Annotated in this window: 23 protein-coding genes; 16 read left to right on the top strand and 7 right to left on the bottom strand. The window is 35.8% G+C overall.

The features are described 5' to 3' along the window. The first annotated feature begins 47 nt into the window (after nucleotides 1-47). Together ACK1JC_RS03335 and ACK1JC_RS03330 are read left to right on the top strand one after the other, a co-directional pair. Entirely contained in the window at nucleotides 48-614 is a 567-nt protein-coding gene (locus ACK1JC_RS03335; protein WP_409510434.1) for a tyrosine-type recombinase/integrase, read from the top strand. A 682-nt stretch (nucleotides 615-1,296) separates the two neighbouring features. Beyond that, nucleotides 1,297-1,902 (top strand): epoxyqueuosine reductase QueH, encoded by a 606-nt coding sequence (locus ACK1JC_RS03330; protein ID WP_409510587.1) that lies wholly within the window; start codon nucleotides 1,297-1,299, stop codon nucleotides 1,900-1,902. On the opposite strand, the gene ACK1JC_RS03325 is transcribed toward ACK1JC_RS03330, so the two are convergent. Beyond that, nucleotides 1,899-3,290 carry a methylenetetrahydrofolate reductase C-terminal domain-containing protein gene (locus ACK1JC_RS03325; RefSeq protein WP_409510433.1) on the bottom strand — a complete coding sequence of 464 codons (1,392 nt, stop codon included), beginning with the start codon at nucleotides 3,288-3,290 and terminating at the stop codon, nucleotides 1,899-1,901. The genes ACK1JC_RS03330 and ACK1JC_RS03325 overlap by 4 nt on opposite strands. Before the next feature lie 745 nt (nucleotides 3,291-4,035). Here ACK1JC_RS03325 and ACK1JC_RS03320 point away from each other — a divergent pair. The 4 genes from ACK1JC_RS03320 to ACK1JC_RS03305 all read left to right on the top strand — a co-directional run bounded on the left by ACK1JC_RS03320 (nucleotide 4,036) and on the right by ACK1JC_RS03305 (nucleotide 6,548). Further along, nucleotides 4,036-4,341, top strand: a complete 306-nt coding sequence (locus ACK1JC_RS03320) for a hypothetical protein (protein ID WP_409510432.1) — start codon at nucleotides 4,036-4,038, stop codon at nucleotides 4,339-4,341. 158 nt (nucleotides 4,342-4,499) lie between these two features. Next, nucleotides 4,500-5,633, top strand: a complete 1,134-nt coding sequence (locus tag ACK1JC_RS03315; protein WP_409510431.1) for a hypothetical protein — start codon at nucleotides 4,500-4,502, stop codon at nucleotides 5,631-5,633. Beyond that, complete coding sequence (locus tag ACK1JC_RS03310; protein ID WP_409510430.1) at nucleotides 5,633-5,986, top strand: hypothetical protein; 354 nt, start codon at nucleotides 5,633-5,635, stop codon at nucleotides 5,984-5,986. The genes ACK1JC_RS03315 and ACK1JC_RS03310 overlap by 1 nt, the downstream gene beginning before the upstream one ends. A gap of 208 nt (nucleotides 5,987-6,194) precedes the next feature. After that, nucleotides 6,195-6,548, top strand: coding sequence for a hypothetical protein (locus ACK1JC_RS03305; RefSeq protein WP_409510429.1), 354 nt, complete (start codon nucleotides 6,195-6,197; stop codon nucleotides 6,546-6,548). A gap of 725 nt (nucleotides 6,549-7,273) precedes the next feature. On the opposite strand, the gene ACK1JC_RS03300 is transcribed toward ACK1JC_RS03305, so the two are convergent. Then, entirely contained in the window at nucleotides 7,274-7,870 is a 597-nt protein-coding gene (locus tag ACK1JC_RS03300; protein WP_409510428.1) for a carbonic anhydrase, read from the bottom strand. Between the two features lie 586 nt (nucleotides 7,871-8,456). Between ACK1JC_RS03300 and ACK1JC_RS03295 the strand changes: the two genes are divergently transcribed. The 10 genes from ACK1JC_RS03295 to ACK1JC_RS03250 all read left to right on the top strand — a co-directional run bounded on the left by ACK1JC_RS03295 (nucleotide 8,457) and on the right by ACK1JC_RS03250 (nucleotide 15,158). Continuing rightward, complete coding sequence (locus tag ACK1JC_RS03295; protein WP_409510427.1) at nucleotides 8,457-9,122, top strand: 2'-5' RNA ligase family protein; 666 nt, start codon at nucleotides 8,457-8,459, stop codon at nucleotides 9,120-9,122. Between the two features lie 33 nt (nucleotides 9,123-9,155). Then, nucleotides 9,156-9,698, top strand: a complete 543-nt coding sequence (gene cobU, locus ACK1JC_RS03290) for a bifunctional adenosylcobinamide kinase/adenosylcobinamide-phosphate guanylyltransferase (RefSeq protein ID WP_409510426.1) — start codon at nucleotides 9,156-9,158, stop codon at nucleotides 9,696-9,698. A gap of 11 nt (nucleotides 9,699-9,709) precedes the next feature. Then, nucleotides 9,710-10,780, top strand: a complete 1,071-nt coding sequence (gene cobT, locus ACK1JC_RS03285) for a nicotinate-nucleotide--dimethylbenzimidazole phosphoribosyltransferase (protein ID WP_409510425.1) — start codon at nucleotides 9,710-9,712, stop codon at nucleotides 10,778-10,780. Between the two features lie 34 nt (nucleotides 10,781-10,814). After that, on the top strand, nucleotides 10,815-11,459 hold the full coding sequence (locus ACK1JC_RS03280; protein ID WP_409510424.1) for a histidine phosphatase family protein: 645 nt from the start codon (nucleotides 10,815-10,817) through the stop codon (nucleotides 11,457-11,459). Beyond that, nucleotides 11,456-12,196, top strand: coding sequence for an adenosylcobinamide-GDP ribazoletransferase (locus ACK1JC_RS03275; RefSeq protein WP_409510423.1), 741 nt, complete (start codon nucleotides 11,456-11,458; stop codon nucleotides 12,194-12,196). The genes ACK1JC_RS03280 and ACK1JC_RS03275 overlap by 4 nt, the downstream gene beginning before the upstream one ends. Before the next feature lie 108 nt (nucleotides 12,197-12,304). Beyond that, on the top strand, nucleotides 12,305-12,592 hold the full coding sequence (locus ACK1JC_RS03270; protein WP_409510422.1) for a hypothetical protein: 288 nt from the start codon (nucleotides 12,305-12,307) through the stop codon (nucleotides 12,590-12,592). A 3-nt stretch (nucleotides 12,593-12,595) separates the two neighbouring features. Beyond that, the gene (locus ACK1JC_RS03265) at nucleotides 12,596-13,339 is read left to right on the top strand and encodes a zeta toxin (RefSeq protein WP_409510421.1); all 744 of its coding nucleotides are present in this window, start codon (nucleotides 12,596-12,598) and stop codon (nucleotides 13,337-13,339) included. Between the two features lie 126 nt (nucleotides 13,340-13,465). Continuing rightward, on the top strand, nucleotides 13,466-13,885 hold the full coding sequence (locus ACK1JC_RS03260; protein ID WP_409510420.1) for a YeeE/YedE family protein: 420 nt from the start codon (nucleotides 13,466-13,468) through the stop codon (nucleotides 13,883-13,885). Continuing rightward, on the top strand, nucleotides 13,882-14,295 hold the full coding sequence (locus ACK1JC_RS03255; protein ID WP_409510419.1) for a DUF6691 family protein: 414 nt from the start codon (nucleotides 13,882-13,884) through the stop codon (nucleotides 14,293-14,295). Before ACK1JC_RS03260 ends, ACK1JC_RS03255 begins: the two co-directional genes overlap by 4 nt. Beyond that, a complete protein-coding gene (locus tag ACK1JC_RS03250; protein WP_409510418.1) occupies nucleotides 14,292-15,158 on the top strand; it encodes an MBL fold metallo-hydrolase in 867 nt (288 codons plus the stop codon). Before ACK1JC_RS03255 ends, ACK1JC_RS03250 begins: the two co-directional genes overlap by 4 nt. 162 nt (nucleotides 15,159-15,320) lie before the next feature. Here the strand turns inward: ACK1JC_RS03250 and dsbG are convergent, their stop codons facing one another. The 5 genes from dsbG to ACK1JC_RS03225 form a co-directional block, all read right to left on the bottom strand. Further along, entirely contained in the window at nucleotides 15,321-16,070 is a 750-nt protein-coding gene (gene dsbG, locus ACK1JC_RS03245; protein WP_409510586.1) for a thiol:disulfide interchange protein DsbG, read from the bottom strand. Between the two features lie 10 nt (nucleotides 16,071-16,080). After that, complete coding sequence (locus tag ACK1JC_RS03240; RefSeq protein WP_409510417.1) at nucleotides 16,081-16,923, bottom strand: prolipoprotein diacylglyceryl transferase family protein; 843 nt, start codon at nucleotides 16,921-16,923, stop codon at nucleotides 16,081-16,083. After that, entirely contained in the window at nucleotides 16,923-18,983 is a 2,061-nt protein-coding gene (gene dsbD / locus ACK1JC_RS03235) for a protein-disulfide reductase DsbD (protein ID WP_409510416.1), read from the bottom strand. The genes ACK1JC_RS03240 and dsbD overlap by 1 nt, the downstream gene beginning before the upstream one ends. A 164-nt stretch (nucleotides 18,984-19,147) precedes the next feature. Continuing rightward, nucleotides 19,148-20,065 carry a hydroxymethylglutaryl-CoA lyase gene (locus ACK1JC_RS03230; RefSeq protein WP_409510415.1) on the bottom strand — a complete coding sequence of 306 codons (918 nt, stop codon included), beginning with the start codon at nucleotides 20,063-20,065 and terminating at the stop codon, nucleotides 19,148-19,150. Further along, entirely contained in the window at nucleotides 20,062-22,074 is a 2,013-nt protein-coding gene (locus tag ACK1JC_RS03225; protein ID WP_409510414.1) for an acetyl/propionyl/methylcrotonyl-CoA carboxylase subunit alpha, read from the bottom strand. The genes ACK1JC_RS03230 and ACK1JC_RS03225 overlap by 4 nt, the downstream gene beginning before the upstream one ends. Nucleotides 22,075-22,084 lie beyond the last annotated feature (10 nt).

Raw genomic sequence — 22,084 nt, 5'->3', positions numbered from 1 at the left:
TTAAAAGAAGAAAATCTCATATTAACGAGGAGCAACTACCAGATTGGGTGCGTGCAATTTTTCAGTATGAGGATCGAGGACAGCATTTTGAGACCAATCGTGATTTTTTACTAACAATAATACTTACAGGTTTACGCAGGGAAGCGTGTGAATCGTTATCTTGGGAAGATATTGATTTAAAGTATGGGTTTATTACATCAATTGATCCTAAAAATGGTGAACCACGTAGACTGCCAATGGGTGATTTTTTATTTGAACTGATGAAAAAAAGAAGGAAATATATTCAAAGTACCTGGGTTTTTCCTTCTACAAAATCAAAATTAGGACATATCGTTAATATCTCTAAAGTTCGATCAAAAATTAATGAGCTATGTGAAATTCAATTCACTTTTCATGACTTGCGTAGAACTTTTGGTTCGATAGCTGAAAGCTTGGATTATGGTCACTATACAATTAAGAGACTTCTGAATCATAAAAAAGATGATGATACTAATGTTACAGCTGGATATATTCAAGTCAGTGATAACCGTTTACGTGAAGCGATGAACGAAATAGAAAATATTGTTTTGCAGGGTTATAAAAAAGAATATATCCATAAATTTAAATCACAGTAAAAACTCGCCGAAGCGGGAGGCATTAAATGAGGGAATAGGTATGAGGATATCTATTCTTGGGTTTTGATGTATTCTTTAGGGTGGTCAATCGTTGAATATAAAAAGATTTTAAATTTTTTTTATTGTTAACAATTGTGGTGAGTAATTTCAGTAAGCTATTTATTATTGATGAATTTAATATTTTTATAATGATTTGTTGGTACATTTTAATTATTGTCATTTCTTATTTTGTAAAAAATATAGATTTTCCTAAATTTCATTCATTAATAAAATAAATCATTCCATGATGAGTTGTTTAGCTTAGTGTATATATTATCAATGTGAATAAAATTAGCATTGAAAGCTAAAAGAAAAACGCTTTAACGTTCCCTAAAATCAAGATAATACAACTTATGCGAAATACTTGAACTTAATTATTAATCATCAATATCTTATATGAAACCATGATTGAGTTCAGTGCACTAAAATATTTATTGTGACGATTTACGTTTGTGATTTGATCAACAGAATTAAAGCTGTTGGAGAAAGCCCTTTAGTGTGCTTTTGTATAATTTCAATTATTTTAAATTGAGTCATAAATTTTAGGTAAACTTAATTTTGGAATGTTATATATTTCTTAATTTGACAGAACAGCTATTCGTTATTTTAATTTTTTGAGTGTAATTTAACCATAAATAAATGAATTTCATGCTGTGCGCCATGTTCAGGTGAAGTTATGGAAACATTAATTGAATCGGATATCGACTTTTCAATCTTTTTCTATAATCCAAATATCCATCCTGTAAAAGAGTATGAAATTCGTAAAGAAGAAAATATTCGCTTCGCTGAAAAGCATAATATCCCTTTCATTGATTGTGATTATGATACTGATAATTGGTTTGTACGTGCAAAAGGCATGGAAAATGAACCTGAAAAAGGCATTCGCTGCACAATGTGCTTTGATATGCGCTTCGAGCGTACAGCCCTTTATGCCGCTGAAAATGGCTTTAACTTAATCAGTAGCTCATTGGGTATCTCTCGTTGGAAAGATATGAAACAGATTAATGATTGTGGACTTCGCTCAGCATCAAATTATGAAGGAATCACTTACTGGGATTACAATTGGCGTAAAAATGGTGGTGCAGTACGTATGCTTGAAATCAGTAAGAATGAAGAGTTTTATCAACAAGAATATTGTGGATGTGTTTATTCATTACGTGATACCAATCGCTGGCGTATGAGCCAAGGTCGTGACCGAATCAAATTAGGTGTTAAGTTCTATTCCAATGCCATGGATGACGAATGCTAAGCCTCATTCGCTAAATACCAGTTTTTCCAAGAACTGGTTCCACGTACTTCAATAGGTACGGTTGGGATCAGCTTATTTTTTAAAACTTCTGTTTGATTTACAGCTTTTGCCAAACGAGCTTTTATTGAATGAATACATTCACGATCACCAAACTCACAACGATCTAAAAATGTGCCACCGCATGGGCCATTTGCTAAGCCTTTAGGGCAGGTTTCAGGGCAAATATAGAGTGTTTCACCTAAGCGACATTGACCACAACTTTCACATCCTAAAACTGAATGCTTACTGAGTAATTCTGTTTTTAATAATACTTTTGAAACAAGTTTTTTACTCCAAAAAGAATGTTGGAATATCCATCTGCCTGCACCAAATCCTACACGAGATTTAAACATCACTTCATGCATAAAATGTAGATGATGATATTTCAAAATTTCAGTGGGTTGTGCAGGTTTTGAAAAATTGGATAATGCAGGGATAAATTCATGACCTGTCTTAATTTCCCACAATTCCGTCCAAATTTTTAGGCACGCTTCCAAATCTAAATTTCGATATTGGTCAATATAATTCGCTAAGAGAGCTTGCTCTTCTGGTTTATGACACGCTGAAAGATGTACACCTGCAAAACCCAAATGTTGGCATATCAAAATTTGTATAGCACAGCGCAAATATATATTTTCAGTACATCCATGCTGTTTTTCATGCTCAAGTACATTGAGCATATGTGGTGTAATCACAATTCCTGCCACTTGATGTTTCACTATATACTTTGCACGAGCCAAACTTAGTGGCATTACACAGGCTAAAACTTTTTGCTGGTATTGATGTTGACTCAGAAAATGTATTACTTGTTTTAAAGCATCAAGGTCATAACCCAATTGAGTAATAATAAAATCTGCACCAGCATGAAGTTTTTTATGCAATTTGAAATACTGTGCATCACGTTCAGCTTCATTATATTTAAAGGGATTAAATGCCGTACCAATACAAAATCCACCTTTCTGTTTAGCTTGTATAATCGCATTTACAGACTCCAAATAACGGGTTCGCTCATGCTTTGCTATGCCATTTTCATGCAGTTTTAATTTATCACCTGTCAGTAATAATAAATTTTGTATGCCTTGTTGTTGTGTTTGATCTAAAAATTTCTCGAAATCTTTAATGTCTCGATTTTTACCAGCAAAATGCAGTACTTTTTCCACGTTTTTTGGGTAAAGTGCTGCTGCTTCTAATGGTGCAAGATCATCATCTGAGTGAACACGATCTGCAAAAGTAGCTAATGTAGGAAATCCAGCAATATTTTTTGCCATTGGATAAATATTATTCGTGCCAAGATATTCAACGAGTACACAAAATTGATGTTGAGAAAAATATTTGCAGAGTTTAGACATAGTTATGCTAGAAAAATGATCATAGAATTGAATTTGGAGCAGATTTAAGTTTCTGTCGCATTAATAAATTAAGTTTTCCTAAAATGAATATAATACACCTTATGCGAAATACTTGAACTTTATATTAATAATTAAAATCTTAAATGAGACTATGATGGGGTTCAGCGCATCATGGTTCTTTGTGATTAATTCACGTTCCACGACTATATTTATAAATTCTCTAAATCACAGGTAAGAGCTTGTAAATAGACAAGCTGTAGAGCGAAAGTTGTTTGGGCAACACCTTTAGGTGGCTTCGCATAAGCGCCATTATGTTAATAGAGTTGTGCGCCACGCTCGCTGTAGCTCTAACATAGTAGCTTAGTGTTTTCGACTTGGAAGTAGTCTATTTCTAGTTCTCTGATTTGTCTTGATATATCTAAACATGAGGCAATTTGTGTATGTCTTAATCAGCTAAAGTATTTAATATTTCAATAGATCTTTTAATGACATAGCCTTCATCTGTACCTGTGATGATTCCTTTGTCCCAAGAGTGAATTTTAGTGGTCTGTTCAGTATCAAATTGAATCTCGCCATTTTCTTTTAAAACAACTTTCTTATTGTCTGCTGTGATAATTATGCTATCATTTAGTTAATCAAAGGTGATTGATATCACTGTTTTATTAAAAATAAAAAATATTAGGCATTAATTTTATGCCAAATTCAGGTTCAAGTCTTATAAATTTATAAAAAAAAAGGTAAATCAATGGCTGGTGGCTCTCAAATTATTATTAATGAAAATGGTATTACCATAATTACGCCTGCGAAGTTTGAGGCTAAAGCTGGACAGCATCTTTTTGAAGGTGGTGAGCATGTATTAAGTGCACTACCTAAGCTACCTGTTTTAGGTGATAAAAATGACTATAATTTACGCTATCTCTTAAAAGATAAAGATCAAAATATTATATCCAATCAAAAATATATTGCATTTCTTCCCAATGGTGAATCAGTCGAAGGCACTACAAATGAGCACGGCTATACAGAACTATTTAAGACAATACAGTCAGAATAAATCTCGATCCATTTATATAATAAAGAACAGCTAGATATTGATTAAATATGACTATTTTCTACCCGTATGCATTGCTTGAAACAAACTTGAATACTCGATTACTTAAATATAAATTATATATTTATAACACTGTAACAAACACAATCAAATCTCCGATCATGCTTACTGATATCGCTTTTAAAAAAGTTGGAGACAGTTTGTATCAAACTAAATGTATTCAGGTTGACAGTACAAAAATTGGATTAGAAAGTCTTAGGGATTGTGTAATCATTTTAGATTTATATCGTGTAACGGCTTCTGGTAAAGAAGTTCTTGTGATGAACCGTCACATTATTCCAGATAAAATTGAATCTTATATTTATCCAGATCATGCAAAAAATAAGAATATTCCGATCACAAAATACAAGGAAGCGACTTCATTTACGAAAATCGTCAATGATGAAAAATCCCCAAATACTTTAGAGTTATCCTTAAACCGAAATCGAATTTTTCAGTGTATAGACCCTGGATGCAAGCCTGGAGAATCTAAAGATCCTTTTTCTAAGGCTCAAATTGAAGCAGGTTTGCAGGCAAGATTAAATGAACCATTTCCAAATCAAGATTCCACTTCATTATGTGGACCAGCAGCATACTTTTTTTGTTTAATTAATTTAAGTCCTGCTAAATATAAACTAGCAGTTAAACAATTGTGGGAGATAGGTCAAGCCCAAATTGGACAACTTGAAATTAAACCATCTCTGAATGGATGTAGGCGTGTAAAGAATTTTTATTTGAAGAATGGTGATCCCAAAATTTCTCCTATTGATTGGATTACACTTGCCAGTTTACGTGAATCTGAAAATATTAAGTTAGCGCTTAAAGATCCCTCCCAAGAGGTAGCAGGAATTACGACATGGGGAGAAGTCGATAATTGGTTTAAGAAGTCTGGTTTTAAAGGCGTAAAAAAATATCCTTTTTACCTCAATGGTTACAATCCAAGTCTAATTAGTAAAATTAATCAATATGCTGGTGCAGATTATTATGTAATTACGCTAATATCAGCTAGTCTTCTTAGCAGTGGTAATAGTTCTGGAACGCAAAGCTTTCCAGACCATTGGATTGTTTGGACAGATAAATTAAGAGATACAAAAGGGCAGCCTATAACAAGTGCTTCAGATCCATATAAAACAGAAGTTAGACTAAACATGTTTACTTGGGGGGAAAATACTCAAAGATTAGGCAAAGGAATAACGTTGTATAATTTTGAAAAGAAAATATTTTTTGCATTAATTGTTAAAAAGGAAAAATTCTAATGAAAATTAAACTTGTCTTTATTTTTTCAATCTTATTAATATTTACTGGCTGTGGTAAAAAATATACGATTACTCCAGATATATTACCTACTGCTTATGTTAATCAAGAATATAAAAAAATAGTTAGAATATCAGGGGGTAAGGTTATAGATCATTATGCTAAATTAGAAACTAATATTCCTGAAGATTTAGGAGTAACGGTTCAGCCCGTTGATGAGCTAGATGGTTATAACATTATAGAGATTAAGGGGAGCCCTAAATACAAAGGTGAATTTAAAATTCACATTTGGGCTGGATTTTATGCAGGGGGCGATGCAGAGATTGATAAAACATATACGTTTAAAGTTGAATAATAAAAAACCATAGTTAAATCGTTTAGTTACCGATACAAATACAAAATAAGAATTAGACCTCTTGCGTTAGTTAAAATTTAAACAGTGATGATCTTTGATTCATAAGGTATTGCATAAGCAAAAAATGACTAAAAACTATATTTACGCAAGAAGTATAATTTTGAAAAGAAAATATTTTTGAATTAATTGTTAAAAAGGAAAATTTCTAATGAAAATTAAACTTATCTTTATTTTTTCAATCTTATTGATATTTACTGGCTGTGGTAAAAAATATTCAATCACTCCAGATCGCTTACCTACTGCTTATGTTAATCAAGAATATGAGCAAACTATTAAAATATCTGGGGGTAAAGTTGTTGATCAATATGCTAAATTAGATACAAATATACCAAAAGATTTAGGAATTGTAGTTCAACCTATTAATAATTTAGATGGATATAATATTTTAGAAGTAAAAGGTACTCCGATATATAAGGGGAAATATACTATAACGATAAAAGCTGATTTTTTTGGTGGTGGGGGTGCTAACATTAATAAGACGTATACGTTTAAAGTTGAATAAAAAGTTTTTTGATATCTTTAAATTAAGAATTTCTAAAATCAACATAAAACAATTTACAGCAAGTAATTGAAATTTATATTAATAATTTGAATTTCAAATGAGAGCCATGATGGGGTTCAGCGCATCATTAATCTTTGTGATTAATTCACGTTTCACGAAGAATGCTTAATCAAATTCATAAAAACAAAACCGTAGAGCTAATGAGTAAAACTAAAGCAATAATTGTTAGATAGCTAGCTAGTTTATTTAATCTTTCGCCTTCTTTTTCTTTACTGAAAATTTTTGACAGCGGGTAATTCTTAATGGGTAGTTGACACCAAGGATACCAAAAGCATAAAAAACCCAAAGTTCGTAGGATGCTTTGTAAATTCACAGATTCAAATAAAGCTATCAAGCTAGTTCCAACGCAAAACAACCCTAGAAAAAATCCAAACCAAGATTTGATGAAGCGGTTGTCGTTAAAGTTTGTTGATAAATCGGTCATATTGTATTTTATAAAATGTTATTGAGAATCATTATTAATAATATCAGATTAACTATATTTTTGAAAAATAATTATTATCTAGATAGTTTAGGCATTTTATTATATCTCCTGTAATGCTCGTTTGTATGAATTCTCACTTAAACTTCAGCAACTCGTCATTAAGAAACTGGTTCAGGATTTCTTATAAGTGAAGCGCCGTGAGGTGCTTTATTTGTTTTCTATAGGCTAAATCGTGTAGCGCTTATTGAGAGAATAAGTATGGTGTAGCGATTATATCTTCTTCTAAATCCATCCAAGATATATAACCACTGGCAATGTCATATACCGCAGGAATCACTCGAGCATCTTGTTCAATTTTAGCCTGATGTTTTTCTAACGCGGCATTTAGCGATCTTGCTGTAGCTAGAGTGTGATTTTTAATAGAATCCTCTACGTTTCCATTGAGTACAAGATTATCATCAATTTGTGTGATGAGATCCTTTAAAGGGCCTTTCATTTTCTTGTTTTGGTGAGCGGCTGTTACAGCTCCACAGCAAGTATGGCCAAGTACAATAATCAAAGGTGTCTTTAGATGCTGTATCGCATATTGAATGCTTCCAAGAACCGATGTATCACTGACATTACCGGCATTTTGAATCACAAATAAATTTCCAAGACTTTGATCGAAAATAATATCAGGGGATACTCTCGAATCTGAGCAGCATAGAATCACAGCATACGGATCTTGGGCTTCAGACAATGTTTGTAAGTCGTGGTGTAAAACGTTATTCATTTTGTTTTGAATAAAGCGCCCATTTCCATCTTTTAAAATAGTGAGTGATTCTTGCCAAGTTTTCAATTGGTAAACCTCTTATGCCATTTAAATGCTGTCTGTAATAATTTTGGATATTTAAATTTATTGTTGATACCGTAACATATCATTTTTATTGTAATTATTTAAGGGTTAGAAAAATACGAGCACGTTATTATTTTTTCTTCGGGCATTTTGTGCCGTTTCCACCTGGTAAGCAATTTTTACACGTTTTTCTGACACGTTTCACTGTAGATCTAACAATATGCAATATATCAGCAGAGGTTACATCATTCACTTTTTTATCACCAATATGGCAGATCCAAAGGTTGCTGAGCTTTAAACAGGTTATGTCGGTAGTAATAATCCAAATTGGTCAAGTAAAGCATTTAAAAACAATGATTGATGCCACTTTAAAAGCAATAAATAAGATGTTTATGAGTCGGGAGAGTGTGGTTTTGATGTTGGGTTAAAACCACAAAATTTATCTGAAATATTGTCTGCTAGGTTCGTTGATATTTTAATAAAAAATCTGAAATTAATTTATACATAATGAATAAATAACAGATATTTTTTAATTTTACATACTCTAAGCATGTTTTAATATGCTTGTTCTTTTGATGTTGTTTATATCGTGTTTTTACGCCCACAAAGTCTGACAGTCCCAACTTTAGCGCATGATTATCCTGAATGGCATAAGGGGCGGGAAAATTACGCCTTATGGTATATTGAAATTGAACATCCTGAATTAGTTGAATATTTAAATAAACTCAGAGTAATCTTTGAGCCTGATTTATTTCAACCCAATATTCGTCAGTTTCATATTACTTTGTTTGTATGCGGTTTTTTAAAAAAAGAGGCTGATACAATATTATCTCATCAGAAGAATACAGGAATACACAATGATGATTTTAGTATTGAGCAATTTCAGCAGCAGTATATGCAATTAAAAGCATTGAATTTAAAGCCGATTGAATTGAAAATAGGCAAAATTAATAGTTTCGATAGCGCACTTTTTGTTGAGGTTTTAGACACTGAAAATAGCCTAAGCAATATTAGGCATCTTCTTTCACAACAAACCTTTGAACCTGCCGCTTTACATTATTGTCCCCATATTACCTTAGGTTTATATCGTTCCGAATTTAAAACCGAATATCTATACGAAAAAATTAGCCAGATTCCACAACAAAGTTTTAATATTGAAATTGAACATTTAACTTTTGGTTCTTATCAGGCAAAAGTTTTACAAGGGGAATTGTATCCCAATCAACATATTCAATTGGGATTAGATTGTGAATAAATCTCAATACTTCATTTATCACAGGGATTTGTCATGTTGCAATTGATTTTAGGCGGTGCGCGTTCAGGAAAAAGCCGCTTAGCGGAGCAGACAGCAAAAGCATCTTTGCAGTCTGTGATCTATATTGCGACAGCACAAGCGCGTGATGCTGAGATGGAAGAACGAATCGTGCATCATCAGGCACAACGTCCAAGTGAATGGCAGGTCATTGAAGAACCTTTATATTTAGCTGAATGTTTAAAGAAATACGATCAAGAAGGACAGCTTTTTTTAGTCGATTGTCTTACTTTATGGATAAGTAATCTATTGATTCATGAAGATAAAAATATACAGTTTGCACAATGCCAACAGTTATTGGCAGTTTTATTGACCTTAAAATCTGATGTGATTTTAGTCAGCAATGAAACAGGACTCGGTGTCGTACCGCTCGGTGAATTAACCCGAAAATTTGTCGATGAATCAGGGCGTTTGCATCAAGAGATTGGAAAAATTGCGAATAAAGTCAGTTTCTGTGTTGCAGGATTTCCCATGACTTTAAAAGATGAAATGAATTTTAAAAATGATCGATCAATGTAAAAGGAAAAATTTTGACAACGTTAAATGCAGTATATTGGTGGAATGAGGCTTGTGCGGTACCAAATCAAACAATCAAACAACAAGCGGAAGATCGACAAGGACAATTAACTAAACCGACAGGCTCACTGTCTATTCTGGAACGTGTTGCAGTGCAGCTTGCAAGTTTACAAGCCAATGCAAAGCCAAATGTTGACCAGCCTTGGATTACTATTTTTGCAGGTGATCATGGTGTGATGGCGGAAAATATTTCGGCTTATCCGCAAGCAGTAACTCGCCAAATGTTACAAAATTTTGCTACAGGTGGGGCATGTATTAGCGTGATTGCTCGTGAATATGCAGCAAATTTACAAGTGATTGATTGTGGTTCTGTAGGTGAAGTTTATGATTATGTTGGTGTTGAGCGCCATTGCATTATTGAAGGAACAGCAAATTTTGTAAAACAAGTTGCTATGACCGAAGCGCAATGTCTGCAAGCAATGTCTTTAGGCTTTGATAGTGCAAATCAAGCCTTTGCACAAAAAGCATCGGTTTATATTGCAGGGGAAATGGGCATTGGAAATACTTGCTCTGCATCAGCTGTCGCATGTTTCTTGTTAAACGAACCTGCTGAGCAGTTGACGGGTGTGGGTACAGGTATCCGTGAAGAACAATTGGTTCATAAGAAAAATATCATCAATCAAGCCATTCAGCTTCATCAAGATTATGTGCAGCAGAATGCTTTTAAAGCCCTTTGCGCTGTCGGTGGATTGGAAATTGCAGCAATGACAGGCGCATATATCCGCTCTGCACAGTTAGGATTGCCAATTATTGTCGATGGTTTTATTAGTACAGTTTCAGCGTTACTTGCAGTACGTTTAAACCCTGAAGCGCGCCAATGGATGTTGTTTGGACATCAATCTGCCGAGTATGGTCATCGTAGATTATTACAAGAATTAGATGCAGATCCATTACTTAAACTCGATTTACGTTTAGGTGAAGGTAGTGGCGCAGGTGCTTCATTAGGTTTAATCAAATTGGCATGTAGTTTACATAATCAAATGGCAACTTTTGCGGAAGCGGCTGTGATTGGTGAAAAAGTTTAATTTGCATATTGATCAATAAAGGCATTGAAACAGCATGAAACTTCGAATTGATCTGCTTAGACATGGCGAAACAACCTTAAGTCATACTTTACGTGGTTCAACGGATGATGCGTTAACGGCATTGGGATGGCAACAAATGCAACAGACCATCGATCAAGCGGTGCAACGTGCAGGCTCTATGCCTTGGCGACTATTATTTTCATCACCTTTACAACGCTGTGCAAAATTCACAGAGGCTTTAGTTGAACAGTTTGATTTATCGATGACACTCAATGCAGATTTGCAAGAAATGCATTTTGGTGATTGGGAAGGTACATCAACAGCACAAATCTATGCAGATGAACCTGAGCTCTTGGCAAATTTTTGGCAATATCCAACACAGTACAATGCACCCAATGGAGAGACATTAGCGCACTTTCAAGCACGTATTTTAAGTGGTTTAGCACAAATTTATCAGCAAATGAAAGTTCAACAGGCTGAACATGCATTAATTGTGACGCATGGTGGTGTAATTAAGTTGTTGAAATGTTTAGCGCTACAACAACCGTTAGATGACTTATTAAAAATGACCGCAGAACTTGGACAGCTTAGTTGTTTTGAAGTTGATGTAGAGACTTTACAATTACAATTAATTGAAGCGGAACTTGTGCAAATGGCTAGTGAGGAGCAACTTCAATGATGCCATTTTGGATTGCAATGCAATTTTTAACGGTGTTCCCGATTCAGTTGAAGCAGATGCCATCGAAACAACAAAATGGTCAGTCTTTATTGTTTTATCCTGTAATTGGTTTAGGCATTGGACTTGTACTTTATACAATTGCACTTGGGTTGTCTGCTTTGCCATCTATGCTACTCAGTAGTTTAATTCTGGTGATTTGGATTTGGCTGACAGGTGGCTTACACCTTGATGGTTTAGCCGATACTGCGGATGCTTGGGTTGGTGGTTTTGGTGATAAAGAACGCACATTGAAAATCATGAAAGATCCCGCTTGTGGTCCTATTGGTGTGCTGAGTTTAATTATTGTCTGTATTTTAAAATGGTCAGCAATTTATGTATTGCTTGAGAAGCAATATGTACAGGCATTGATTTTATTTCCAATGCTTGGACGTCTTGTTCCATTATTCTTATTTTTAACAACAGATTATGTGCGTGAGAAAGGACTTGGCTCTTCTATTGCCAATTATATACCAAAAATGATATCAATCATTGTTGCTTGTTTGAGTTTAAGCTTGTTTGCTTATTTTTCATGGCTTGGTCTGGGCTGTATAATGATCAGTATTCTCATCCTGCTGTATTTAAGACAGCAATTTATTCGTAGAATTGATGGTATTACTGGAGATACGGTTGGAGCGAGTATTGAACTTGTCGAAATGGTTGCTATTCTAAGTTTTGTTGTATTGAGTTTTTATATTTGAGCCTATTGATGATAGAAAACTCATCTTTTTGATTGAAAAATAGACATCATATTTAGATATGTTAGAATTATGCTATTAATCAAAGTTGCTTTAGACAATGGAGTCAATATGACGACATTTACCACATACCCAAGCCATGCAAAACAACAGGATTTGGATAAAGTGCTTAATCCAAATTGTCGTGCAGTGCCTGACGCTGCTGTTTTAGCATTTTCTGATGCATTTAATACAGCTATTCACTCAGGTGAAAAGGTTTGTTACGTTAAAAATGGAATGTTGATTGAACAACAAAAGCAGCACACTCATGTTGTCAAAAATGTATCTGATACTTATGTTGTACCACATTTAAAGCATAGTGTATTTAAACGTAAGAAAAAACATGAGGTTGGCGTCTAGTTCATGCACCAACCCCGTATACGTATGTTTGCAGGTCCAAACGGTTCTGGAAAAAGTACAATTAAGGATTATTTGACAGTTCAGCAAATTGGTGCATATTTAAATGCTGATGAATTAGAAAAAATTTTATTTCGTACACATATTTTAGATTTAAAAGAATATCATCCTGATTTATGTGCTGTTGCACTTGTCGATTTTTTATATCAAAAAAGTAAGAAAAAAGACCATCAAGTTGTTCCATTATTAGAACGTAACCCCACAATCAAAGGGCAGAGTATTATCTTTCAAAGGCAAGAAGTTGATTCTTATCTTGCAGCAAGAATTATTGATTTCATTCGTCTTGAATTTTTAAGGCTAAAAATAAGTTTTACTTTTGAAACGGTGATGTCTCATATCAGCAAAGTTGAGTTTTTGCATGATGCGAAACGATACGGATTCAAAACTTATTTATATTATGTTGCGACAGTAGATCCTGAGATTAATATCGGGCGGGTACATTATCGTGTGAAAATGGGTGGTCACCCCGTACCTGAACAGAAAATTAGAGAGCGATATTACCGCAGTTTAGATTTATTAATGCAAGCTGTTGATCATGCAGACCGCGCATATATTTTTGATAATTCAAGTCATGGTGAAAAAGCATCATTTCTTGCAGAAATTGAACATGCAGAAGTCTTGAAACTTAATCCAATCGTGGAACGTTTTCCGAAATGGTTTGTAGATCGGGTTCTGACAGAATTTACTTGATTTGATATTTCTGAATGTTTCCTCAACATAGCATGTGTTTAGGTGAAATATTCAGGTTTTAAATGAGCTTTATTTAATATCTAAAATAATATATTATAAAAACATATATTGTATCGAGTGTAGAACATGCACGATTTTTTAATCGCATTTCTTGGTGGATTGCTCTTAGGTGTGGCTGTAATTGGCTATCTTTTTGTGAATGGTCGTATCACAGGTATTAGTGGCATGGTGGCTCAGATTTTAAGCTTTAAATCGTTAAGCCAAAACCCTGCAACTTGGTTTATTTTAGGGCTGATTGTGACACCATTTATCTATGGACTATTTATACAGCCTGACATCATTATGAGCTCTAATCCGTGGTTACTGATCATTGCAGGGCTATTGGTCGGTTTTGGTACTCGTTTAGGTTCAGGTTGTACAAGTGGGCATGGGATTTGTGGTATGAGTCGTTTATCGGTACGCTCAATTGTTGCAACGTGTACGTTCATGCTTGCAGGCTTTATCACGGTATATGTGATGCGCCATGTGTTAGGAGCAATGTCATGAAAAATGTATTTGCTTTTATTTTCGGTTCGATTTTTTCTGTAGGATTAATGCTTTCAGGTATGTCGAATCCTGAAAAAGTCTTGGGTTTTTTAGATTTATTTGGTCATTGGGATCCAAGTCTTGCTTTTGTAATGATGGGTGCTATTGTTGTGGCTTTTATTCCATTTCAAAAAGCCATCAAAAAACCTGTAACATTGTTTAATGAGCCAATGGATTTACCTGTCAGTACTCAAATCGACCGTCGTCTAGTTATAGGTGCATTTATTTTTGGAATGGGATGGGGTATTGCAGGGATCTGTCCTGCACCTGCATTCACCTTAATCGGTTTAGGTCATTACGACGGATTGTATTTTATTATATCGATGTTTATGGGTATGCTTATTTACCGTAAAGGGCAGAGTCAATCATGAATCCACAGGTTAAGTCATTTTTTGATGAAAATACCCATACTTTTAGTTATGTCGTGGCTGATCCAATCAGCCACCATTGTGCGATTATTGATAGTGTATTGGATTATGATGCAGCTTCAGCAACGACCAAGACGCACCACGCGGAAGCCATAATTGCATATATTCAACAACAGCAACTGAATGTGCAATGGATTCTAGAAACGCATGTACACGCAGACCATCTCACAGCATCGCAATATTTAAAACAACAACTTGGTGGAACAATTGCCATTAGTGACAAAATTAAAGGTGTTCAACAAACATTTGCTGATATTTATCAACTTGATTTGAAGTTGATCAATGCCCATCAGGCTTTTGATCATTTTTTTCAAGATGGTGAACATTTTAATATTGGTGAAATGGATGCCTATAATATTGCCACGCCGGGTCATACACCTGCATGTTTGAGCTATGTGATCGGTGATGCTGTATTTGTCGGGGATACCTTATTTATGCCTGATTATGGCACTGCACGCTGTGATTTCCCAAAAGGGAGTGCTTCGCAATTATTTGATTCAGTTCAGAAGTTATATGAACTGCCGAATGAAACACGGGTTTTTTTGTGTCACGACTATTTACCTGAAAGCCGCAAGCAGTATATTGAGCAGACCGATATTCAAACGCAAAAATCGGAAAATATTCACATTCGTCAGGGAGTAAATAAAGCTAATTTTGTCAGCATGCGTGAGGAACGTGATGGGACATTATCAATGCCTAAATTGATTTTACCTGCCATTCAAATCAATATGAATGCAGGGCAATTTCCTGAAGCTGAAAGTAATGGGATTCGCTATTTAAAATTGCCATTGAATTATTTTAAATAATTGCTTTTAAATCGTTCTATTGGTCATGAAGAAGCGACAAAAAGAGATAAGTAGTACTGCTAAATAATTAAGACGTTTTTATTTAAAATCCTTTCATTCCAGCCTTCTCCTTGTTGGGAGAAGGGGCTTCTACGCTTAGTTTGAATGATGAAAAAACCAAGTTTACTCAAGGAGTTTATTGATATCTTTAGGCAGCCCTTGCATGCTTTCAATTTCACCTTTATTGTTTTTCCATACTAAAGCGGGTGTTGCATAGAATCCGTATTTATCAAGTAAGGCAGTATTGGCATCCAATTGATCAGACAAATTTTTCGGAATATTGGTCATTTCTTTAATTTTATTTTTACCATTCGATTGGTTAAATAGCTTAAATGTTTCAACAGGATTGGCACTTTGCAATAAAGTCGCCGCTTGTCCTTTACTGCTCGGACGAATGACACCGACCATGATATGACGTAATTGAACTTTACCTGACTCGACCAATGGGCGAGCTTTTTGCCACATAGTATGACAATACGGACAGTTGGCATCATTAAATACATAAACAATTTTTTCTGCATTGTCTTGACCGTCTTGAATCCATGTCGATTTTTCTAAAGACTTCCAAATTTCATCAAGAACTGCACCTTTGACATGGGTATTGATGGCTTCTTCACTCAAATTTTTACCTGTAGAATTGTAAAGATCGCCGACTACATAATATTTTTGATCTTTAGAAATAAACACAGTCGATGGATATTCATCTTTGTAACCCGTCCAACCAATCAAGCCCTCAGGTGCATCTATTTGTTTAACAAAGGTATAACCTTCTTTGGTGAGGCGTTCTTTAATAGGGTTGGCATCAACAGCAAAGCTCATTTGTGCCACAGAAAATGCCATTGCACTTAGGCAAAGCATTTTGATTTCGGTCATCAACATAGCGTCATTCTTCCTTTATATTCACTCGGATTTGTTTAATCTTTTGATTCAGCGATGCGTGCGTGAGCTCACCCATATGTGAGGCAATAAGTTTGCCTTGAGCATCAAAAAATAAGGTTGATGGCAAACCAAACATTCCCGTTTTTTCGGCAGTTTGACCTTGAGGATCAAGTAAGACATTGTTTAAGCCTTGTACATGATTTTGTAGATATTTTTCGATTGTAGTTGCATCTTCACCTTGATTAATCAAGACAAATTCAACATCAGGATGATTTTTCTGAGCCTCTAATAGCACTGGCATTTCACGTCGACACGGCGGACACCATGTTGCCCATAAATTAATCACGGTCGGCTTTCCAGTAAATTGACTCAGTGCAATCGGCTGCTGATTCAATGTTTGCAGATTGAGATCAGGGTATTGTTGATATTTCATTTGGGCTTGATGTAAAAGTGCAAACCCAGCGAGATTGAGCATGCTGAAACTGAGCAGTAAAATGGTGAGAAACTTTTTGGATAAGGGTTTATTTTTCCAAATGATCCATGCAAAAGCTACAACTATGCCAGTATAGAGATGAAAACCTTTGTCTTGGATTTTAATTATTTCTATTGGATGAGCAAGATAGCTGTCGAGATGAAATAAGATAAAACTAAATCTTGCTGACAAAAGTGCAATTAAAATGGCATTCCAAATGCTATCTTTAAACTCTTGCCATTGTGCAGTTGTGATTTTAAATTTTGGGAATAAACATTTCCCGAGCAGTAAACTGAGCACTAATGCGATGATGGGGATGGCGAGTCCCCAAGGAAACATGATCGGTCCTAAATGGATTGCCTGTACAGTCACCATCAATTTTTTTGTGCCGACTGTAACTGTTTGATTAATTGTGTCGCACTGAATGTCCCTGTCAAACGTAAAGCACGTTGCTCAGTACCATTGGCTTGTAAAATAAGCAACGTTGGAGGTCCTAAGATTTCCCATTCTTTTAAAATCAAGTCTTGTGACTCGTTGTAGTTGGTCAAATCGAGTTTGATAAGGGTGAAATCCTTGAGTGCAGATTGTACATCAGTACGAGGAAAGACTTCTTTTTCAATAGGTTGACATGCCACACACCAATCGGCATAAGTGTCAATAATGATCGGTCGGTTAAGTTCAGAAGCATGCACAAGTGCTTGTTTTAACTCGGCTTGAGTGGTGACTTTTGTCCATTCTAAGTGCATTGCATCACTATGTTGAACTTGGTATGCCTGAATACTTTCTCGGATATTCCATCCTGAAGCAAGTAAACAGATCGCAACGATAGCTAAAAGTAAAGCTTTATGAGTTGCTTGAATGACTTGACGTAAATTGACGATTAAATAACTACCAAGTGCTAAGCAGAGCACAGCCAATAGCGCAAAATATGCAGTAGATGGCAACATTGGACGAATGAAATAGACCGCGAGCATCAGCATCAAAAAGCCGAAAGCAACTTTGACACGATCCATCCACATGCCAGGTTTAGGCAACCAACGAGAACCAAAAACACTAGCAACAAACAGAGGTAAGCCAATGCCTAACCCTAAAATAAATAAGTACAGCCCGCCGAGGAAAGCATTGTGTGATTGAGAAACAAACAGGAGTGCACCTGCAAGTGGGGCACTCATACATGGGCCGACAATGAGTGCAGATAGTGCACCCATAATACCTGCGCCAATAATCGTGCCGCCTTGTTGTTTATCTTGTAGTTTGCCAAGTTTATTCATTAAACCTTGCGGTAAATTGATTTGATATAAACCAAATAAATTCAATGCCAAAGCGACAAAGATAATAGCGAAAATTGAAATGATGATTGGGCTTTGGAAAATGCGTTGGAAACTATAACCAATTTCAGCAACCACAATACCCATGATGCTGTATACCAATGCCATGCTAATCACAAAACTCAGGGCAATGGCAATGGTTTTATAACCTGTTGCTCGTTGTACTAAAATACCCGATAGAATTGGAATGAGAGGCAGTGAACAAGGTAAAAATGCCAATAAAATACCGAGTAAGAAAAAGACTAATAAATTTAAAAATAAAGAATCTTGCGATAAAAGCTTTAAAAACGATTGATCGTCATTCAATTGTAATGACGTTGTAGGCTCATTGTGAGTGAATTTTGGATTCAACTCAGTTGTAATGATAGTGCTTGCAGCATTGATCGTAGAGCTTTGTATTGCATCATTCGTACCTGAATTGACCGCTGTTTCATCAACTTGAGTCGTTATATTCACTTCTGATGCTGCTGAGTCTTGTACAGGTATTTCAGATTTTAATAGCTTTTTTTGATCAGGCTTTTTTTCCGTTACTGTGACAGCATTATCTTGTGCTGTTGTAGGTGCTGTGATGAGTTTTTTATCAGTCGATTGATTTAGGCTCAGTAACCCACCACGTTGTGAAGTAGCCTGTTGTGGAAATAACCCATCTGCATCACTTTTAATAGTCTTATGTTGTAAAGGATAGCAAAGTCCATCTTCTGAACACCCTTGCCAAGACACTTTATAGTTCGCATTAGGCTTGACTGCAATTTGAGTGAGCACTTGATTGTAGTGAACATTGGTCACGCCAAAAGTGGGATCATCTTTTTCATGCCCTGCAGGCAATTTTAGTTTTATGGGAGTATTATTGACAGTTACTTTGAATTGATCGTGGTACAGATAATAGTGTGGTGCAATGCTCCATTTTAGCTGTGCACTTTGACTGTCGATTGATTCTGCTGAAAATTGAAAAGCCTGATCAGGTGGTAAAAAGCTTTCATTGGCAAATACAGACGTATTCAAACTCAGAATAGAAAATAGACACAGATTTAAAAATACACGCAAAGCATTATTCCCAACAGTTTCACTTTTAATATTATGATCAATGCAACTCGAGATTAGAACCATATAAACAGTTTTGTTTGTAATATTATGTAGATAGATAAAAATGTATTGATAGAGATGGACTTAAATCTATTCAGAGTACCGTAACACGCTGAATAGATACGCTTATCTTAAAATATAGAGGAGGGGGAAGGATTAACTCCTAAATGATAAATCCTTTGTCATATTTAAGCGCAGTGTTGTTGCCAATACGCATTGGCATAATTTGATGGATTATGTCGCTCTAACACTTGCCCAACATTGTGGCTCGCTTGCATTAATGCAGATAGATCAATACCTGTTTTATAACCCATTTTCGATAGTAAATAATATAAGTCTTCCGTTGAGATATTCCCTGATGCACCTTTGGCATAAGGGCAACCGCCAAGACCTGCAATGGAAGAATCAAAAATACGAATGCCTTGTTGTAAAGACTGATAAATATTGGCAATCGCCATACCATAAGTATTGTGGAAATGTCCTGCAAGTACAAAAACATCCATTTCAGCAAGGCAAGCATCCCAAACCGCTTTTACACGGTCAGGTGTTGCTGTTCCAATGGTTTCACCTAAGGAAATTTCATAACAACCCAAATCGAGCAAGCGTTTGGATACAATAGCAACTTTTTTAGGGGCAATTGCACCCTCATAAGGGCAATCGACCATACACGATACATAACCACGTACTTTTACGCCGTGTGCTTTGGCTGTGCTCATTAGATCCGTAAATTTTTCAAAACTTTCATCAATACTGCAATTGATATTTTTTTGCGTAAAGCTTTCAGACGCTGCGGTAAAAACAGCAACTTCCTTGCAACCTACGGCGAGTGCAGACTCAAAACCTTTCAAATTTGGTGTTAATAAACTAAAACTAACATCAGTATCTTTTGAGAGTTGGGCAAATAGTTCATCACTATGCGCCATTTGCGGTACCCATTTTGCTGAGACACATGAGCCGACTTCAATATTTTTAAGACCTGTTTTGACTAAATCTAAAATCAGATTTTTGCGGTCATTAAGCGAGAGTGGTGTTTTTTCATTTTGCAGACCATCTCGTGGGCCAACTTCAACAATTTTGACAAACTCATTTGTTCTCAGATCACTCATGCCACTTCCTCCGTGAGCGCTTGAAACTCGACAAGCTCATCGCCCGCTTTGACTTGGTCACCGACTTGGAAGTAACTACTGATGACCATACCATCTTGTGGTGCACGAATGGCATATTCCATTTTCATTGCTTCAAGTGTTAGTAAAACGTCATTCTTTTTCACTTGAGCGTTGGCATTGACCAAAACTTGAGTAATTACACCTGGCATTGGTGCAATTAAATTGGCATCGTTACTTTCTTGATCATCCGCATTAAAATTTTGTTGTGGATAAGCAAATTTAAAACTTTGACCATTTTGGAAGATCGTCAAAGCTGTAGCATTCGGGCTGAATGCAATTTTATTTTGTTTTCCATCAATATTGATGTGTAAGGTATTTTTGTCTAAAAGCTGTCCTGAAACAGAAAATTGTTGTCCATTTAAATGGGCAGTAAAACTAGCCTGATGAGTACTCACGCTGACTCTTGGACTAAAGCTGACCGTATGTAGCTGTTCATTGCGTTGAAGTTTCACGGGATAGCTTGTATTGACATTTAAACGCCATAAAGACTGCGTTTGCCATACTGGATTATTCGCCATTTGATTTTTTGAAAAGCGGGTTAATAGTTCGATGTATGTTGCCGAAATAATCAGTTCAGGTGTTGTTTCAATTTTGGGTTTGAGTAAAATGGCTTCTTCACGCTGAATGAGATTGGTATCTAACTGCGCATTTTTAAAGGAATCGCATAAAATAATACGGTCTAAAAAGGCAATATTATTGCCTAAACCATCTACGTGGAATTGACCGAGTGCATGATGCATTTGCACCAATGCTGCTTCACGGTTTTCGCCCCAAACAATCAGTTTTGCAATCATTGGGTCATAGTAGGTGGTGATTTCATCACCCTCAATAATGCCACTATCGACACGGACATATTGATTTTGCTCAGGATAATGTAAATAGTTGATTTGACCAATTGCGGGTAAAAAGCCTTTTTCAGGTTCTTCAGCATAAACACGAGCCTCAATAGCATGACCGAGAATTTTTAATTCGTGTTGTTGTTTTGGTAAAGTTTCACCATAAGCAACACGAAGTTGCCATTCGACTAAATCTTGCCCAGTGATCATTTCCGTCACAGGATGTTCAACTTGTAGTCGAGTATTCATTTCCATGAAATACGCGGTACCATCTTGTTCTACAATGAATTCGACGGTGCCTGCACCGACATAATCTACTGCTCGCGCCGCATCAATCGCAGCCTGACGCATTGCCTCAAGTTTTACTTCTAACATTAGTGGTGCAGGGGCTTCTTCTAACACTTTTTGATGGCGACGTTGTACAGAGCAATCACGTTCAAATAAATGCACATAGTTACCATGTGTATCGCCAAAAACTTGCACTTCAATATGACGCGGCTGTATTACGTAGCGTTCAACTAAAACATCATCATTACCAAAGCTCGATTTTGCTTCACTTTTACATGATGCCAGAAGGCTCAAGAAGTCATCAGTATGTTCAACCAAACGCATACCTTTACCACCACCACCTGCACTCGCTTTAATTAAAACAGGGTAGCCTATACAATCGGCCTGTTGTTTTAAAAATACAGGGTCTTGATTTGTACCATGATAGCCTGGAGTTAATGGTACACCTGCTTTTTCCATTAGTGCTTTAGAAGTGGCTTTCAAACCCATTGCTAAAATAGCCGCAACAGGTGGACCAATAAATGTAATGTTATTGTCTAAACAGCTTTGAGCGAATTGATCATTTTCAGATAAAAAACCATAACCAGGATGAATTGCTTGAGCACCTGTGGACAGTGCAGCCTGAATAATACGATCTGCTTGTAAATAACTTTGCGTTGCAGGTGATTCACCAATATAAATGGCTTCATCGGCAAGCTTGACATGCTGTGATTGTGCATCAGCATCTGAATATACCGCCACTGTCGCAATACCAAGTTTTTTTGCAGTACGAATTACACGACATGCAATTTCACCACGGTTAGCAATTAAAATCTTTTCAAACATATTCTTGTCC

The organism is Acinetobacter sp. TY2, assembly GCF_046269225.1.
Lineage (GTDB): Bacteria > Pseudomonadota > Gammaproteobacteria > Pseudomonadales > Moraxellaceae > Acinetobacter.
The sequence above is the reverse complement of the archived record's forward strand: the minus strand, read 5'-3'. Positions and strand labels throughout refer to the sequence as shown.

Bases quoted from the DNA above. Each gene is read 5' to 3' on its own strand.
- ACK1JC_RS03325 (WP_409510433.1), bottom strand. From the start codon at position 3,290: ATGTCTAAACTCTGCAAATATTTTTCTCAACATCAATTTTGTGTACTC.
- ACK1JC_RS03320 (WP_409510432.1), top strand. From the start codon at position 4,036: ATGGCTGGTGGCTCTCAAATTATTATTAATGAAAATGGTATTACCATA.
- ACK1JC_RS03315 (WP_409510431.1), top strand. From the start codon at position 4,500: ATGCTTACTGATATCGCTTTTAAAAAAGTTGGAGACAGTTTGTATCAA.
- ACK1JC_RS03310 (WP_409510430.1), top strand. From the start codon at position 5,633: ATGAAAATTAAACTTGTCTTTATTTTTTCAATCTTATTAATATTTACT.
- ACK1JC_RS03305 (WP_409510429.1), top strand. From the start codon at position 6,195: ATGAAAATTAAACTTATCTTTATTTTTTCAATCTTATTGATATTTACT.
- cobU (WP_409510426.1), top strand. From the start codon at position 9,156: ATGTTGCAATTGATTTTAGGCGGTGCGCGTTCAGGAAAAAGCCGCTTA.
- ACK1JC_RS03280 (WP_409510424.1), top strand. From the start codon at position 10,815: ATGAAACTTCGAATTGATCTGCTTAGACATGGCGAAACAACCTTAAGT.
- ACK1JC_RS03275 (WP_409510423.1), top strand. From the start codon at position 11,456: ATGATGCCATTTTGGATTGCAATGCAATTTTTAACGGTGTTCCCGATT.
- ACK1JC_RS03270 (WP_409510422.1), top strand. From the start codon at position 12,305: ATGACGACATTTACCACATACCCAAGCCATGCAAAACAACAGGATTTG.
- ACK1JC_RS03265 (WP_409510421.1), top strand. From the start codon at position 12,596: ATGCACCAACCCCGTATACGTATGTTTGCAGGTCCAAACGGTTCTGGA.
- ACK1JC_RS03260 (WP_409510420.1), top strand. From the start codon at position 13,466: ATGCACGATTTTTTAATCGCATTTCTTGGTGGATTGCTCTTAGGTGTG.
- ACK1JC_RS03255 (WP_409510419.1), top strand. From the start codon at position 13,882: ATGAAAAATGTATTTGCTTTTATTTTCGGTTCGATTTTTTCTGTAGGA.
- ACK1JC_RS03250 (WP_409510418.1), top strand. From the start codon at position 14,292: ATGAATCCACAGGTTAAGTCATTTTTTGATGAAAATACCCATACTTTT.
- dsbG (WP_409510586.1), bottom strand. From the start codon at position 16,070: ATGACCGAAATCAAAATGCTTTGCCTAAGTGCAATGGCATTTTCTGTG.
- ACK1JC_RS03240 (WP_409510417.1), bottom strand. From the start codon at position 16,923: ATGGTGACTGTACAGGCAATCCATTTAGGACCGATCATGTTTCCTTGG.
- dsbD (WP_409510416.1), bottom strand. From the start codon at position 18,983: ATGGTTCTAATCTCGAGTTGCATTGATCATAATATTAAAAGTGAAACT.
- ACK1JC_RS03230 (WP_409510415.1), bottom strand. From the start codon at position 20,065: ATGAGTGATCTGAGAACAAATGAGTTTGTCAAAATTGTTGAAGTTGGC.
- ACK1JC_RS03225 (WP_409510414.1), bottom strand. From the start codon at position 22,074: ATGTTTGAAAAGATTTTAATTGCTAACCGTGGTGAAATTGCATGTCGT.